Raw genomic sequence first — 18,030 nt, 5'->3', positions numbered from 1 at the left:
TCAACATATGGTCTCCACCTTCCTCCCGTCCCGTCTCGCGCCGCCGCTGGCATTCGCCATGCTGGGCAGCGCATTGTTCTCACCCGCGTGCGCGCAGGTCGCGCCCGGTGTCGCCGATCAGCAATTGCAGCGCCAGCAGCAGCGCGAGGAAGCACGGCGCAAGCTCGAAGCCGACGCGCAGCCTGACGTGCGCCTGCAGGCGCCGCCAAGCGCACCCGGCACCTATCCCGAACGCGAGGCGCCGTGCTTCGTGATCCGCGACGTCACGCTCGATGGCGACGCGGCGGACGGCTTCCGCTGGGCGCTGGACGCGGCCCGGCCAGGCCTGGGCCGCTGCCTGGGCAGCACCGGCATCAACGTGATGGTGGGCGCGATCCAGAATGCGCTGATCGCCAAGGGCTATGTCACCACGCGCGTGCTCGCCGCCGCACAAGACCTACAGGGCGGCACCCTGCGCCTGACGCTGGTGCCGGGCCGCATCCGCGCGATCCGGTTCGCCGAGCCGGGCCAGGATGGACATTACGCCAGCGCGCTGCCGGCCCGGCCCGGCGAGCTCTTGAACCTGCGGGCGATCGAACAGGGCCTGGAGAACTTCAAGCGCGTGCCCGGAGCAGATGCCGACATCCAGGTCGTGCCCGGCGAGCAGCCCGGCGACAGCGATCTCGTGATCAAGTGGCAGGGCGGACGCGCGTGGCGGCTGTCGATGTCGCTGGACGACAGCGGCAGCCATTCCACCGGCACCTACCAGGGCGGCGCCACGCTGTCCGTCGATAACCCGACGGGCCTGCACGACCTGTTCTACGTCACGCTGAACCATCACGTGCCGGGCGACAGCCCGGGCGGCAACTACGGCACCGGCGGCAGCGCGCTGCATTACTCGGTGCCGTACGGCTGGTGGCTGCTGACGCTGCAGTTCAACGACTACCGCTATCACCAGACGGTGGCCGGCGCGAACCAGGACTACCTGTACAGCGGCACCAGCACGAACACGGAAGTAAAGCTGGCACGGCTCGTCTATCGCGATGCGGTGCGCAAGACCACGCTGTCGGTCCGCGCGTGGCAGCGCCGCAGCCGCAACTTCATCGACGACACGGAAGTGGAAGTGCAGCGCCGCCGCATGGGCGGCTTCACGTTCGGCGTCGCGCACAAGGAATTCATCGGCAGTGCCACCGTCGATGCCAGCCTGGCGTGGAAGATGGGCACGTCGGCATTCGGCACGCTACCCGCACCGGAGGAACCGTATGGCGAAGGCACGTCGCGCCCGCGCGTGCTGAGTGGGGACGTCAACGCGAACTGGCCGTTGACCCAGGCGCTGACGTACCAGCTGGCCTGGCGCGGCCAATGGAACCGCACGCCACTGGTGCCGCAGGACCGCTTCTCCATCGGCGGGCGCTACACGGTGCGCGGTTACGACGGTGAGGCCAGCCTGATCGCCGAACGGGGCTGGCTGCTGCGCAACGACCTGGTGTGGACCGTGCCGGGCACGCAGCAGCAACTGTACGCGGCACTCGACCACGGCGTCGTCGCCGGCCCCAGTGCCCCGGCACTGCTGGGCACCCGCCTCACCGGCGCGGCCGTCGGCTGGCGCGGCCAGCTGAAAGGGCTGCAGGTCGATGTCTTCGCCGGCAAACCCGTCCACAAACCCGCGGCATTCCGCACCGCCGCTGTCGCCACCGGATTCACCCTGAATTACGAATACTGATCGCCATGAACAAACTTCGCTACCGTCTCGTCTTCAACAAAGCCCGCGGCATCTGCATGGCGGTCCAGGAAACCGCGCGCAGCCAGGGCAAGGGCCCGGGCCAGAGCGGCGCATTGGATGGCGTTGCGCCATCGTCGTGGTCGCACCCGGCACTGCATCGGCTGGTGCTGCTGTTGGGGGCCGCTTTCGGCTCGCTGGCCCTGGTGCCGCTGGCGGCGGCGCAGATCATCGCCGACCCGAAGGCACCGGGCCAGCAGCGTGCCACGGTGCTGAACGCGGCGAACGGCGTGCTGCAGGTGAACGTGCAGACGCCCAGCGCTGCCGGCGTGTCGCGCAACGTGTACTCGCAGTTCGACGTGCCGAAGACTGGTGCGATCCTGAACAACTCGCGCACGAATGTGCAGACGCAGCTGGGCGGCTGGGTGCAAGCGAACCCGTGGATGACGGACGGCACGGCGCGCGTGATCCTGAACGAAGTCAACTCCAGCAATCCCAGCCGGCTGCAAGGCTATATCGAAGTGGCCGGCCAGCGCGCTGAGACGATCATCGCGAACCCGGCCGGCATCGCCGTCGACGGCGGGGGCTTCATCAACGTCAGCCGCGCCACGCTGACGACCGGCAGCCCGATCATGGTGGACGGCGCGCTGAAGGGCTATGCCGTGCAGCGCGGCCAGATAGTCGTCGACGGTGCCGGCCTCGATGCCAGCAGCACCGACTACACGGCGCTGATCGCCCGCTCGGTGCAGGTCAACGCCAGCCTGTGGGCACAGCGGCTGAACGTGATCACCGGCGTCAACGACGTCGACGAGCAGGAGACCGCGCAAGTGGCGCAAGCGCACCAGGGCGCGGCGGACGTTCCCAGCTATGCGATCGACGTCGCGCGGCTGGGCGGCATGTACGCCAACCGCATCTGGCTCGTCGGCACCGAGGCCGGTGTCGGCGTGCGCAATGCGGGCGAGATCGGCGCCGGGGCCGGCGACCTGGTCGTCACGGCGAGCGGCCGGCTGGAAAACGCCGGCAGCCTGGCGGCCAGCGGCGCATTGCAAGCGACGGCCGGCGCGTTCGACAACCACGGCAAGGCGCAGGCCGGCGGCGATCTGGCCGTGACTGCGGCAAGCCTTGTCAACACGGGCAAGCTCACGAGCGGCGGGGCCGCCGTGCTGGGTCTGCAGGGCGATGCGGATAACCGCGGCGGCACGATCGAGGCGCAACGCATCGCGCTGACGGCCGGCGGCGCCGTGCTGAACGCACAGGGCACGATCGCGCAGACGGGCGCCTCGATCCTGGCGGTCGACGCGGCGGAAGTACTGAATGCCGGCGGCACGCTGGGCCTGGCGGCACCCGCTCCCGTGCCTGCCACGTCCACCGGCTCCACCGCAACGAATGGCCCCACTGACGGCACCACCGCATCGACCGGCACTACCGGCACGGGCACCAATGCGACGCCTGTCACGGACGGCACGGCAACCACGGCGCCGACCGACCAGGCGACCACGCCGGCGCCAGTGCTGGCGGACGGCACGCTCGCCGCGCAGCGCATCGACAACGCCGCCGGCACGATCACGTCCACCGGCGGCGTCAGCCTCCATACCGGCAGCTTCGCCAACACCAGCGGCAGCGCGACGCTGCGCGCGCTGGCGATCGACGGCACGCTCGATAACCGCCAGGGCAAGCTGGACGTGCTGGGTGACGCCCAGGTGCGCGGCGCACGCCTGGCCAACGATGGCGGCAAGTTGCTGGTGGGCGGCACGCTGGCCGCTACCGTCGACGCGGTGACCAACGCGGCCGGCCTGGTGCAGGCGGGAATGCTGCACGCGGACGTGGCGCAAGGCTTCGACAACGCCGGCGGCATCGTGCGGCAGACGGGGACCGGCACCGCCAGCGTCACCGTGGGCGGCACACTGGCCCAGCAGCAGGGCACGCTCGACGTGGGTGCCGGACTGACGCTGCGCGCCGGTGCGATCGCCGGCACCGGCAGCACGGTGAACGTGACGGGCGACCTGCGCCTGGACAGCGGCGCCACCAGCGCCGTGGAAGGCAAGTGGACGATCGGCGGCAACGCGACGCTGCACACGGGCGACCTGGATAACGGCCACGGCGCGATCTCGGCCGGCGGCGCGTTGGCGCTCGACGGCGGCGCGATCCACAACGCGAGCGGGCGCATTGCCGCCGGCACGAACGCGGCGATTGCCGCGGCGGGCAACGTCGCGAACGACACGGGCGTGATCCAGGCCGGCGGCAGCCTGTCGCTGCGCACGGTCGGCACGCTGCGCAACGATGCCGGCGCCGTCGAGACGCTGGACGGTACGGGCACGCTGGACGTCACGGCAGCGGCCATCGAAAACGGCAGCGGGCGCATCGCCAATGCCGGCACGGGCGCCATGCACGTGCAGGCCGACACGATCGGCAACGCGGGCCTCGTCGGCGGCAACGGCAGCGTGGCCGTCAACGCCCGCGCGGTGGACAATGCAACGGCCGGTCGCATCGTGTCCGGTGAGGGCATGACGATGACGATCGGCGGCGCGCTGGACAACGGCGGTCGCATCGCCGCCGGCAGCACGCTGGTGGTGGATGCCGCAACGGCCGCCGTGACGAACCGTGGCACCATGCTGGCGCAGCGCGACGCGGCGATCGCTGCCAGGACGATGGACAACGCCGGCGGAACGATCGCCACGGCCGCCGGCGGCGCAGGCAACATCGCATTGGCAACCGATACGCTGGACAACAGCGGTGGCCTGATCCAGGCCGATGCCGCAGGCCGGATCACCGTGCGCGACACCGTGGACAATGCGGACGGCGCGATCCGCACGGGTGCCGACCTGAAACTGAACGCGGGCGGGCGCATCGGCAACGAGCATGGCGCGATCGCCGCCGGCACCGAGCTGGCGCTGGCTGGCCGCACGATCGTCAACGAGGCCGGCACGATCACGGCGGCCGGCATGGGCCAATCGATCGTGGCCGCGCGCGACAGTATCCTGAACAGCGGCACGATCGCCGGCAACGGCGCGCTGGCCGTGCACGCGGACGCGCTGGAGAACGCCGGCAACGGCAACATCAACGCGCTCGAGCACCTCGACCTGGGCGTGCGTACCCGGCTCACCAACGATGGCTCCATCGCCAGTGCCGGCACGCTTGCTTTCGATGAAGCCGGCGCCGCGCTGCGCAATCGCGGCACGATCGCCACGCGTGGCGACGCCGCCATCAACATCGACACGGTGGACAACGACGGCGGCCGCATCAACGTGCTGGCTGGCGGCCTGCAAATGACGGCCAACGACATGCGCAACCGCGCCGGCCAGGTAATGGCCAGCGGCGACGCGACGTTGACCGTCCATGGCAACGTGGACAACGCCGCCGGCATCGTGCAGGCCGGCGGCGCGCTGGGCTTGCGCGCCGATGGCGCGTTGAACAATACCTCCGGTGTCGTCGAAGCCATCGGCGCGGCGAGCACGCTGCGGGTCGATGCCGCGTCGATCGACAACACGGCCGGCCGCATCGCCAACACGGGCAACGGCGCGAGCTCGGTGCGTGCAACCGGCACGATCACGAACAGCGGGGTCATCGCCGGCAACGGCACGCTGGACGTGGCGGCGGCCACGCTGGCGAACAGCGGCACCGTCGCGTCGCAGGGCGCGCTGGGCCTGGCCGTACACGACACGTTGACCAACACGGGCGCGATCAGCAGTGCGAGCACGCTGCACATGAACGAGCCGGGCGCCGCCATCACGAACCGCGGGGCGATCGTGGCGGCCGGCACGCTGGAAGTGACCGCGAAGACGATCGACAACGGCGCCGGCACGATCGCGACGGCGCGCGACTCGCACGCGGACGTGCTGCTGAGCGCACAGAACATCAGCAATCAGGGCGGCGCCATCATGGCCGACCGCAATGCCGCCTTCCTCGTCAAGGATGGCGTGGACAACCGCACCGGCCTGCTGCAGGCGCGCGAAGCGCTGGCGCTGACGGCCGGCGGCACCGTGGACAACGGCGCCGGCACGGTCGAGACGCTGGCGCCAGCGAGCACGCTGGCGGTCACCGCCGGCTCGGTGTTGAACGAGGCGGGGCAGATCGTCAACGCGGGCACGGGCGATACCGCGGTGCGCGCGCACGATAGCGTCGTCAACAGCGGCCGCATCGCCGGCAACGGCGCGCTGGCACTGGAAGCGCAAACGGCCGTGAACCAGGCGGCGGGCACGATCGCCGCGGGCACCGGCCTGGCACTGCAGGTGCACGGCAGCCTGGACAACCTGGGGACGATCAGCAGCCGCGCCGCGCTGGTGATGGATGAAGCGGCCGCCGCGCTGACGAACCGCGGCACGATCGTGGCGGGCGGCGGCGCGGACGTGCGCGCCGGCGCGATCGACAACGACGGCGGCACGATCGCCGCCGCGCGCGATTCCGGCACAAGCATCGCACTGCGGGGCGACAGCCTGTCGAACCGGGGCGGCACGATCGTCGCCGAAAATGGCATGACGGTCGCCATGACGGGCGCGCTCGACAACACGCATGGCCTGATCCAGGGCGTCAACGCGTTGCGCGCCACGGCAGGCGGCACGCTGACGAATGACGGCGGCAACATCGAGGCGACCGGCAGCCAGGCAACGCTCGCGGTGCAGGCCGGTGCGCTGTCGAACGACGCGGCCGGGCGCATCGTCAACGTGGGGCAGGGGGCCGCGTCGGTGACGAGCAGCTCGTCGTTCGTCAATGGCGGCACCGTTGCCGGCAACGGCACGCTGGACGTAGCCGCGCAAGCGCTCGTCAACAAGGCCGGAGCGACCATCGCGTCTGCCGGCGCGATGACGGCGACGATCGGTGCCAGCATGGACAATGCCGGCACCGTGAACGCCGGCGGCACGCTGGCGCTTGCCGCGCAGGAAGCGCAGGTGCGCAACAACGGCCTTGTCGTCGCGGGCGGCGCGCTGACGATGCACAGCGCCGCTTTCGATAACGACGGCGGCCGGTTCGCGACCGCCCAGGGTTCGAATGCCGGCATCGCGATCGACGCCGCGTCGATCAGCAACCGCGCCGGCACGATCCTGTCCGCCCTGGATGCGCACGTGACGAGCGCCGGCCAGTTCGACAACACGCAGGGCACGTTGCAGGCAGCCGGCTCGCTGGCGCTGGACGCGGCAGGCACGATGCGCAATGACGCGGGCGTGGTCGAGGCGCTGGCCAACGCCGGCACGCTCGCCGTGCATGCGGGAGCGCTCGACAACGGCGCCGGCCGCATCGTCAACGTGGGCAGCGGTGCCACCGCCGTGAACGTCGACGGCACGTTGACGAGCCGCGGCCTCATTGCCGGCAATGGCCAGGTCGACATGGCCGCCGCCGATATCGACAACCAGGCCGGCGGCACGATCGCCGCGGGCGGTGTGCTGGCGCTGGCCGCCAGTCACTCGCTCGCGAACGCGGGCGGCATCAGCAGCCATGGCACGCTGACAGTCGATGCGGCGGCGGCTGCGGTGCGCAACAGCGGCCAGATCGTCTCTGGTGCGGATGCCACACTCGACACGGGCACGTTCGACAACAGCGGCGGCCAGCTCGTCACGGTGCAGGGCAGCGGCGGCGATGTGACCTTGCGTTCGGGCGACATCGCCAACGTGGGCGGGACCATCGTCGCGGACGGCGCGGCGACGATTGCCGCATCCGGCGCGCTGGACAGCCGTCAGGGCACGATCCGCAGCGCCGATGCGCTGGCGCTGAGCGCTGCCGGTGCCCTCGGTAACCAGAACGGTGCGATCGAGACGGCAGCGGGCCCGCTGACGGTGGCCGCGCAATCGATCGACAACACGGCCGGCCGCCTCGTCAACGCCGGTACCGGCAGCACCCGCGTGCAGGCGGCGACGAGCATCGTCAACAGCGGCACGCTGGCCGGCAACGGCATGCTCGACGTGCAGGCCGCGACGCTGCGCAACGATGCGGGCGGCACGGTGGCCGCTGGCGCGGCGATGGACCTGCGCGTGACCGACGCGTTCACGAACGCCGGCACCGTCAGCGCGGCCGGCACGCTGACGCTGGACCAGGCGGGCACGCGCATCGCCAACAGCGGCCGCATCGCCGCCGGCGACGACATCCTGCTGCGCGGTGCATCGATCGCCAATGACGGCGGCCAGATCGCGGCGCTCGGCACGGGAGACGTGACGCTGGACAGCGGGTCGACGCTCAGCAACCGCGCCGGCGCCATCGCGGCAAGCGGCGACGCGACGCTGACGGCGCACGGCGCGTTCGACAACAGCCAGGGGCAGGTGCAGACCCCCGGTCGGCTGGCGGTGAGCGCCGACGGCGCGCTGACCAATACGGGCGGCGCGCTGGAGGCGATCGGCGCCGGCAGCATGCTGGCGGTGCAGGCGCAATCGATCACGTCGTCCGGCCGCATCGTCAACGCGGGCACCGGCACCACGACGGTCACCGGCGCCACCAGTATCGTCAACAGCGGCACGCTGGCCGGCAACGGTGCCGTGGATATCACCGCCGCCACGTTGCAGAACAAGGCCGGCGGCACGCTCAGCGCCGGCGGCCCGCTCGAGCTGGCGGTGCGCCAGCAGCTGGACAACCAGGGCACGATCAGCAGCGGCGCCACGCTGCGCTTCCAGCAAGCCGGCGCCGCGTTCAACAACGCCGGCCGGATCGGTACTGGCGGTGCGATCGACATCACGGCCGCCAGCATCAACAACAACGGCGGCCAGCTGTACACGGTGACCAATTCCGCGGCTGCGATCGCCCTGGATGCCGGCAGCCTGTCGAACCAGGGTGGCACGATCGCCGCGGACGGCCGGCTGACGGCCGACATCGGCGGCGCTATCGGCAATGGCGGCGGCACGCTGCACGGCGGCCGCGACGTCGTGGTGGACGCGGGCGGCACGCTGACGAACGGCAGCGGCACGATCGAGTCGGGCGCCGGCACGCTGGATGTGACGGCGCAAGGCATCACGAGCAGCGGCCGCATCGTCAACGCCGGCACCGGCACCACGACCATCGATAGCCGCGGCGCCATCGTCAACAGCGGCACGATCGCCGGCAATGGCGACGTGACCGTGCACGCGCAGACGTTGCAGAACCAGGGGCCGGGCCAACTGGCCTCCGCGCGGGACCTGCTGCTGGACGTGAACCAGCAGCTGGCCAATACGGGCGCGATCAGCAGCGGCGGCACGCTGACGTTCGACGAGGCGGGGGCGTCGTTCACGAACGGCGGGCAGGTCGCGGCGGGCGGCAAGGCGACGTTCACGGCAGCGTCGTTCAACAACGACGGCGGCCGCATCTCGACCGTGAAGGGCTCGGGCAGCGACATCGTCGTGACGGCCCCCGGCATGAGCAACCGCGGCGGCGCGATCCTGGCGGACGGCAATGCGACCTTCACGCTGAACGGCGCAGCCGACAACCGCCAGGGCACGCTGCAGGCGGGCCGCGACCTGGCGTTGACGGCCGCCGGTGCGGTGACCAACGACGCGGGCACGATCGAGACGCTGGGCGCGCTCGCCACGTTGACGGTCGATGGCGCGACGATCGACAACGGCAGCGGGCGCATCTCGAACGCGGGAACAGGCGCCACGAAGGTCGTCAGCAAGGACGCCATCGTCAACAACGGAACGATCGCCGCGATGGGCGACCTGCTGCTGTCCGGCCGCACGTTGCAGAACGGCGCCGCCGGCACGATCGCATCGGGCCGCAACATGGACCTGGCGATCACGCAGCAGCTGACGAACCAGGGCAAGGTGAACAGCAACGGCACGCTGACGTTCAACCAGGCCGGCGCGACGTTTACGAACAGCGGCCAGATCGTCGCCGCGGGCAATGCGCTGATCACGGCGCAGCAGGTCAACAACGACGGCGGCAAGCTGGGTACCGCGGCCGGCTCCGGCGCCGACCTGGCGCTGACGAGCCAGCAGCTGAGCAACCAGGGCGGCCGCGTCGCGACGGACCGCGACCTGACCGTGAGCACGCACACGGTGGCCGGCATGGGCGAACTGTTCGGCGGGCGCGACCTGGCGCTGACGATGGACGGCGACTACGTGCAGGCCAACGGCACCCAGCAATTCCATTCGAACCGCGACCTGAGCCTGACCGTGACGGGCAATATCACGAACACGTCCACGTTCGAGGCGGCACGTAACCTGACGCTGTCCGGCCAGCAGTTTACGAACCAGGCCGGGGCGACCATCGAAGCGCAGGGCGTGACGCTGAAGGCCGCCGGCAACCTCGCCAACGCGGGCGAAATCAACGGCGCCACGCAGCTCGACATCAGCGCCGCGAACGTGACGAACACCAGCGGCATCGTCGGCGGCAACGTGACGGTGACGACGGGGAACCTGGACAACACGGGCGCACAAGCCCTCGTGGGCGCAACCGGCGCGATGACGCTGAACGTGGCCGGCACGTTGAACAACACGGGCGGCGCGACGCTGTACAGCAGCGGCGACATGGCGATCAGCGGCGGCAATGGCGCCGCCTCGGGGCTCGTGAACAACAACTCGTCGACGATCGAAGCGGGCGGCAACCTGTCGCTGGCGGCGGGCACCCTGAACAACGTGCGCGAGAACGTGCAGATCGTGAAGGTGCAGACGGTTGACGAAACCCGGCAAATGGCGCTGCCGAGCTGGTATCACCAAGGCGATAACCACAGCTACTTCGATGCCAATTCTTCCAACTACCAGCCGCACGAAGTGTATTTCGTCAATCCCAACGATATCCTCGAGGAGAAGCAGTATGTGACGCCGGACGGCTATCTGATCTACCGGGCGGTGATCCGTACGCATGCGAACGACTCCGCCTTCCTTGTTGGCGGTAGCAGCTTGTATAGCTCCTACGGCACGCGTCAACGCCTGACGACGCAGGACGGCACGAGGGTGATCTACTACCGGGATAGGGGCGAGATGGCGAATCCCGACCAGGGCGGTCCGTCCAGTAATGCGTATGCCTATACGGACCAGGTGACGAGCTGGAATTCGACGCTGACGTTTTCGAACCAGTACGGCAGCTGCAGTGCGAATTGCATACGCCTCGTGACCCAGCCAGACTACACCGATCCGACGAGCACGATCATTCGCGATTTCGTCAAGGCACTTGCGCCGGCCGCAGGGAAGCTGGAAGTCTCGCGCGTAGCGCACCACACGGTCGTCGAAGACCGCATCGCGCCTGGCTCGGGGGCCGTCGCGCAGATACTCTCCGGCGACGGCATGCACCTGACGGTGAACAACGTGATCGACAACCGCTACGGCGACATCAAGGCACGCGGCGCGTTGACGATCGACGGCGGTGCCGCGATCAGCAACACGGGTGCGACCCTGTACGCCACGCACACCTTCGACGGAACATGGAAAACGGGGGCCGGCGACGTCACGGCATATACGCACCCCAGCATCTCCGTGGAGATCGGTTCGGCGGCCGGCGTGATCGAAGGCGGCCAGGGCGTCAGCATCACGGGCCGCAGCTTCGCCAACATCAATGTAACGGCGGGCAGCGTGGGCAATATCCGTGAATCCGTGACGGTGATCGGCAGCGGCGCGTCCGGGGCATCCTCGGCAGGCGCGCACGCGTCGGCAAGCGGCAGCACGGGTGGCGCGGCCGGCGGCAGCATCTCGGGCAGTGGTTCTGCCAATCATGGCGGCCTGGCCGGCATGATCCAGGCCATGGCCGCCGGCGCCCAGTTGTCGGCAGCGGGACAGGCCGGCGCCAGCGGCATCGGCAACGGCATGCAGGCCGGCGGCACGGCGGGCGGCAGCGGCTATGGCAACGGAGCCGGCGTCGCCGGCGACGCCGCAGCCAGCGGCGTGGCGAACGGCGCGGCAGCCGGCGGCGCGGTTAGTGCCAGCGGCGCCGTCAACGCGGGCCGGATGGGGGCGCAAGTGGCCGCCGGTGCGAACGGCACGCTGCTGGGCGACGTGGGCACGAACGCCGGCCCGTCCGTGCGGCAGGCGGCATTGGGCGTGCAGGGCGCGGCGATAGGCAATGTGCGCCAGGTGTCCGCCAGCGGCCTGTTCATCCGCAATCCGAACGCGAACGGCAACTACGTGTTCGAGGCGCGCCCGCAGTTTGCCAACCAGGGCCAGTGGACCAGCAGCGACTACCTGCTGAACCAGCTGGCGCTCGATCCGGCCACGACGCAGAAGCGCCTGGGCGACGGCTTCTACGAACAGCGACTGGTACGCGAACAGCTGTCGGAACTGACGGGCCGCACGATGCAGAGCGGCGCGAGCGACGACAGCGTGTACAAGCAGTTGCTGACGAACGCCGTCAGCGCGGCGCAGGAATTCAACCTGCGCCCGGGCGTGGCGCTGTCCGCGGACCAGGTGAGCCGGCTGACCAGCGACATCGTGTGGATGGAAAGCGAAACGGTGCAGCTGCCGGACGGCACCACCGAAACGGTGCTGGTGCCGAAGGTCTACCTGGCCCACGTGGGCGACAAGGCCTTGCAGCCGTCCGGCGCGCTGGTGACGGGCGCCGGCGTGTCGATCACGACGACCGAGAGCATCGTCAACAGCGGCGGCATGATCGACGGCGGCAACGGCCGCACGGTGCTGGTGGCGGGGCAGGACATCGTCAACCGCGGCGGCACGATCGCCGGCGGCGACGTGGAACTGCACGCCACGCGCGACGTGAAGAACGAAACGCTGGCGGTGACGCAGAACTACGGATCGTCGAACACGAGCGGCAGCTATACGACCTTGTCGAACCTGGGCACCATCACGGCGACGGGCGCGCTGACGATCGGCGCGAAGGGCGACTTCACCGACCTGGCCGGCAAGATCACGGCCGGCTCGGCGACGATCGGCGCCAACGGCAACGTGAGCTTCGACGCGATCAAGTTGGGCAGCACGTACCAGTCGCAGGTGAGCGGCTACACGGAGAACGACAGCACGATCACGCACCAGCTGAGCCAATTGAGCACCGGTGGCGACTTGACGCTGACGGCGCTGGGTAACCTGAACCTGACGGGGACGCAGGTGTCGGTGGGGACGAGCGGCAAGGGCGCTGCCGTCCTGGGGGCCGGCGGCGCGGTGAACATCGCGGCGGTGACCAACGAGGTCAACACGTCGGTGATGAACGACCCGTCCAGTAAGCAGTACGACAAGCAGGTGCACAGCAACGAGACGGTGGTGGGGGCTGGCGTGGCGGCGGCGGGGGATTTGACGGTGCAGGCGGGGGTGAAGGGTAACGCGGACCTGAACGTCACCGCCAGTGTGCTGGCGGGCGGCGGTTCCGTGTTGCTGAAGGCGTCGAATGACGTCAACATCGCCAGCGCAACGGAAAGTCACCTGTCCGACACGGCGATCCATCGTGAATCGAGCAGCGCGATCAAGAAGAGCAGTTCGAGCGCCACCGATTACAGCGCGAGCACGCTGGCCGTCGGCAGCAGCATCAGCGGCAATAACGTGACGGTCAGCGCCGATAACGACATCGCGATCGGCGGTAGTTCGCTGCGTGCACAGGAGGCACTGATGCTCGGCGCCAAGCGCGACCTGATCGTGACAACCGCCACGTCGACAGGCAGCGAAAAGCACACGAGCGAAGAAAAGAAGAGCGGCTTCTCGCTGGGCTCCGATGGCGCCATCGGCTATAGCAAGGGCCAGCAGAAGCAGAACAGCAGCGGCGACACCGTCACGCAAGTGGGCAGTGTGCTGAACGGCGGCACGGTGACGACTACCAGTGGCCGCGACACGCTGATCAAGGGCAGCACCGTGGTGGCCGACGGCGACGTCGCGATCGCCGCAGGGCGCGACCTGGCTATCGTCAGCGCGGAAAACACGAGCAGCGAGGAGTCGGCAAGCAGCAGCAAGAAGTCCGGCTCGATCGGCACGTTCTTCCAACCCGCCATCGGTAGCGTGAAGACGACGCAGGACGGCACGCGCGACCAGGTAACGCAGGTGGGCAGCCAGGTCGCCAGCCTGGGTGGCAACGTGACGCTGGATGCGGGGAACAAGTACACGCAGACGTCCAGCGCGGTGAATGCCGCCGGTGACATCGGTATCGTCGCGAAGGATGTGCTGATCAACGCGGCGATGGATAGCGGGACGTCGACGGATCACAACACGTTCAGCAAGACGGCGATTGGCGGGTCGGTCAGCATTCCGGTCGTGGAGGCTGTGAAGGGAGTGAAGAGCGCCATTGATGCGGGCAAGGATGCTGGCGACAGCCGGATGAAGGCGTTGGCGGCGATGAATGCTGCCAAGGGCGCGATGGATGCAGTGAATAGCGGACAAGAGCTGATGTCGGGGGATATCACTGGCATCAAGGTCAGTGTGAGTCTGGGCAGCACGAAGAGCGAGAGCAATACCGAGCAGCGGCAGCAGTCGGCAGTGGGCTCCACAGTGACCGCCGACGGCAATGTCAGTATTGTCGCCACCGGCGGTGGTGCGGACAGCAATCTCACTGCGATCGGTGCCGAGATCAAGGCTGGCCAGGAAGTGGCGCTCGCGGCTGACAACGACGTGAACCTGCTTGCAGCGGAGAATATGTCTAGTCAGCACAGCAAGAACAGCTCGAGCGGCAAGAGCGTCGGCATCGGCCTCGCAATTGGTGGGCAGCAAGACGGCTTCACGTTGGATATCGGCGTCAGCAAGGGCCGCGGCAAGGCCGATGGCGAAGATGTGACGTACACAAACACGCACGTCAACGGTAACAGCGTGACGGTCAGCAGCGGCGCCGACACCACCCTGAAAGGCGGTGTGATCACTGCGAATACGGTGAAGGCTGACGTCGGCGGCGACCTGAACATCGAGAGCTTGCAGGACAAGAGCACGTATGACAGCAAGCAGGTCAATGCTGGCGTCAACGTCAGCCTTTGCATTCCACCGTTCTGCTATGGCGTAAGTACTGTTGGGGGCAACTTCAGCAAGGCAAAGGTCGACGGTGATTACCTGAGTGTCGTCGAGCAAAGCGGTATTAGGGCAGGGGACGGCGGGTTCCAGCTGACTGTCGGAGGCAATACGGATTTGAAGGGGGGCGTGATCAGCAGTAGTCAGACAGCCGTCGATCAAGGCATCAACAGCCTGACGACGGGCAGCCTGACGTTCAGCGATCTGGTCAACAAGGACACCTTCAATGCCAGCGGCTTTGCGATGTCCGGAACAGTAGCAGGTCTGCTTGGGGAACAGAGCCAGCCGGGCACTCAAGGATCGGAAGATGAGTCCGAACCAGATACCAGTCCCAGTGCCACGGCGGGCTTCGGGCACGCGAAAGGAAATCAACAGAGCCTGACGCAAAGTGCGATCAGCGGAGGCACGATCACGATCAAGGATCCGGCCAAGCAGAGCCAGACAGGCACCGATGTGGAAGCGGCACTCGCCGGCCTGAATCGCGCTGTCACTACGGAGAACAGCGCGGAGCAAGCTGGGGCCTTGAAACAAGCGTGGGATGGAGCGCAACTGCAGAGCGATGTTCAAAACCAGATTCAGATCACGCAGACGTTCAGTAAGGAAGCTCCAAAGGCAATCGCCAAATATGCGGACGACCGGATAAAGGAGTTGAACAAGACACTTGAGACGGAGGCGGATCCTGCCAAACAGCTGGAGCTCAAGGCGGAAATTGCGAAATGGGACGAGGGTGGGGCTTATCGCGTTGCTCTCCATACTGTCAGCGGCGGGCTGAGTGGAGGGCTTGGCGGTGCGCTTGGAGCAGGAGCCGTGGCGAGCTCTGCGGACTTGCTGGACGAGTTGCAGACGCGGACGTGGCTATCCCTCGTACAGCAGGGTGTCAGTCCTGAGACCGCGTCAATGATGTCGCAGGGAGTGGCTGAGCTGACATCTCTTGCGGTGGGCGCAGCCGCAGGGGGGTATGCAGGAGCCGGTACTGCGCTGACGACAGACACTAACAACCGGCAACTGACCTTCTCAGCGTTCAACCGTCTTCGGGCCGGATGCAAAGAAAGCAGGTCGGCAGAGTGCGCGACAATCAATCGAATGGCGGGCGTACGGTCATCTATGCCAATGTCCGACCCAGCTTTAGTGGAAGGTAAGGTTGTCCTCAACTATGATGGCGAAGGAAAAATCGTCAGCTACGTTGTGCTCGCGAAAGATAATCAGCCGTCTATGATTATGGAGCCTCTCGAGTATGCTGCTTTCCGCAACGCACCGAAGGGCATACAAGCTCTTAGCGTCTTGAGCCCGCAGTATTCGTTAGACTTTGCCTCATCCGGGCTTTACGCGGTGGCAGGGGCTGACGGTAGAGCTTGGGACCAATTTGTCGCTGGGATCACGTCGTTTGATTACGCCAGGGATCTAGCCCTGGGGGCGTTGTCTACTGCAGTGAGCCTTCCCAGAGCCGTACCGGGAACCACGGTTATGCCAGGTTCGGGGAATCCTGTTCCTATCACTGTGATTTCTCCGGAGATCGAGACAAAAATTTTGTACGGACAACAGCAGGTAAAAAATGGAAAGCCTAATTCAACACTGATCGGAGCGCACTCTGGCGAGATAGATAACGCGCATCCCGCCTACGCTGTTGAAGTATTGGCGGAATACCCTGACGGCACCAGTAGCGTTAAGATTGTCACTCAATTCGCCGACGGTACGTTGTCTAAAATAAAAACCAGCACGCTCTTTCCCGAATCTTGGAGTCCTGCAAAGATCATTGATTCCGTGCAACAAGCTGGTAGCACGAAGGCACTAGCCACTCGCGCATCAGATGGTGCTAGTCTTTACCAAGCAACAATTGGCGGTGTAAAAGTTGAGGTCATTAAGGTAGGGAATAAAGTCACCGCTGGGTATCCATGTGGGAAAGCCTGCACCGACCCAGCAAAGTTTTAAGGATTAAGTATGTTCGATGAATATGATCGTTACCTGAGTAATGAGTGGAATATTGATTATTGGTATGATATCGGTGTTATTCAGGCAGCCGATATGTTAGACGAATTTTGTGATAAAGACTGGGAAAGGTTGTTGGAGAGTCTACCTAACAAGCAGGAAGAGTGGAAGTGCCGTTGTGCTGAGACTTTAGGGGAGGTAGAGTGTTCCATTGTATTTTTGGTTTTGGAGAAATTGATCGAGACTTCCTCACGCAATCAGCTCATGGCCGTTATAGACGCGATACGCGCGCAAGCGCTGGGGGGGCGTAAAATGAAGATGACAACCGATCTTCAAGCGGTTTTGGTTATTCTTAGGCAGGGAGCGGGTAAGATCGATAACATGGTTTTAGATGATTTGAACGCAGTACTGTCCAATGATGGCGCTTGAGATATGATGCGCGGAAGACCGCGCCCTGCGAAACTTCGATCCACGGTACAGATATAAGTCTATCTTCTGTCAACTGCCTGATTCAGTGTGATGATTTCTCTTGGCACGGTTGGGCGAGTACCGGGGCTGTCAAGGCAAGAATGGGGAGGCGCATTTACAATGCGAGCTATCGTGGGTACATTGTTCAGGTTGTGAAACGTGCAGAGAGCAAGGCAAACGAAAGTGTTAAGACTTAGTCCGGACTATTTCTGTTCTCCGTTGTGGGATGATGATTACAATGACCCTAATAATAATCCAGAGATAACACCGGAGACCTTGGGTCTTAGCGACGGATTATGCGCAACCTTATGGGCTTGGGCAGAGATATTTGACAGTACACTCAATATGGATTCGCCGATTGACTCGGGTTTTAAAGTGCCTGAGGACGAAGAGAGGTTCTTTCAGAGAGGAATGGAGTTGGCGAAGTTAATTGTTTCCGAGCTAGGTTCGGGCGCTTCAGTCAGGTATCGGTATGGAAGTAGAGAAGCAATTATTCAGTAGTATTCTGCTGGTCACCCTCGTGCTACTCCCCGCGACAGCCCAGGAACCGCAGCCCGGCACCGCAACCCTGCTCTTCAAATCCACCGGCGACGCCAAGGATGTGGTCTTCCACACGAGCACGAGCACGCAGCCGTGCGACGGTCTGACGCGCGCGGCCGGCGTCTATGATGCCGAGCTGCTGAAACAAAAGCTGTTGCCGTTCGTGGCGCGGATGGTCGAGAAGACCCATGCGGCGCTCAAGTTCTATCCCCAGGTCGAAGTGCAGATGAACGCGGACGGCCCCGTTCAGGTGCTGGGGCAGTCGAACTGGCACAGCCCGACGCCGCAAGTCACCACTGCCGGCCAATGCGGCCCGTTCACCCAGCAATTCCAGCCGCAGCCCGAACACAAGTACCTCGTGCAGTTCAAGTTCGCAGGCCATCTGTGCTCGCAATCGATCCAGGACATCACCGATCCGGACGCCCCGGCGCCGGTGGACGCCCGCTCGCTCGAGTGCAAGCGGCCCGATTTCCGGTAGGCGGTCGTCTCGCCCGCAGGCCTTGTCCTGCACAAAAAGCAGCTCCCATACACGCGTGCGTCGCACCGCGAAAAATTCCGGTACAAGTCATCGGTATCGGTGTG

Annotated in this window: 5 protein-coding genes; all 5 read left to right on the top strand. The window is 66.2% G+C overall.

Annotated elements, in window-relative coordinates; all coding sequences use genetic code 11:
• Window positions 1-58 precede the first annotated feature (58 nt).
• Complete coding sequence (locus IP92_RS09165) at window positions 59-1,702, top strand: ShlB/FhaC/HecB family hemolysin secretion/activation protein (protein WP_229418730.1); 1,644 nt, start codon at window positions 59-61, stop codon at window positions 1,700-1,702.
• A gap of 5 nt (window positions 1,703-1,707) precedes the next feature.
• Window positions 1,708-16,443, top strand: coding sequence for a hemagglutinin repeat-containing protein (locus tag IP92_RS09160; protein WP_145874248.1), 14,736 nt, complete (start codon window positions 1,708-1,710; stop codon window positions 16,441-16,443).
• Window positions 16,444-16,452: 9 nt separating this feature from the next.
• Window positions 16,453-16,869: a hypothetical protein gene (locus IP92_RS09155; RefSeq protein WP_145874247.1), complete on the top strand. Its 417-nt coding sequence runs from the start codon at window positions 16,453-16,455 to the stop codon at window positions 16,867-16,869.
• A 198-nt stretch (window positions 16,870-17,067) separates the two neighbouring features.
• The gene (locus IP92_RS30840; protein WP_503826281.1) at window positions 17,068-17,409 is read left to right on the top strand and encodes an immunity protein CdiI family protein; all 342 of its coding nucleotides are present in this window, start codon (window positions 17,068-17,070) and stop codon (window positions 17,407-17,409) included.
• Window positions 17,381-17,926 carry a hypothetical protein gene (locus IP92_RS09150; RefSeq protein WP_145874246.1) on the top strand — a complete coding sequence of 182 codons (546 nt, stop codon included), beginning with the start codon at window positions 17,381-17,383 and terminating at the stop codon, window positions 17,924-17,926. Before IP92_RS30840 ends, IP92_RS09150 begins: the two co-directional genes overlap by 29 nt.
• The last annotated feature ends 104 nt before the right edge of the window (window positions 17,927-18,030 follow it).

Source organism: Pseudoduganella flava (genome assembly GCF_007830495.1).
Classification (GTDB): Bacteria; Pseudomonadota; Gammaproteobacteria; order Burkholderiales; family Burkholderiaceae_D; genus Rugamonas; species Rugamonas flava.
Note: the sequence above shows the minus strand (reverse complement) of the source record. Positions and strands in the feature narration are given on the sequence as shown.

What these genes read in the sequence shown, in the direction of transcription:
- IP92_RS09160 (WP_145874248.1), top strand. Translation starts at nt 1,708, where the DNA reads ATGAACAAACTTCGCTACCGTCTCGTCTTCAACAAAGCCCGCGGCATC.
- IP92_RS09150 (WP_145874246.1), top strand. Translation starts at nt 17,381, where the DNA reads ATGGAAGTAGAGAAGCAATTATTCAGTAGTATTCTGCTGGTCACCCTC.
- IP92_RS09165 (WP_229418730.1), top strand. Translation starts at nt 59, where the DNA reads ATGCTGGGCAGCGCATTGTTCTCACCCGCGTGCGCGCAGGTCGCGCCC.
- IP92_RS09155 (WP_145874247.1), top strand. Translation starts at nt 16,453, where the DNA reads ATGTTCGATGAATATGATCGTTACCTGAGTAATGAGTGGAATATTGAT.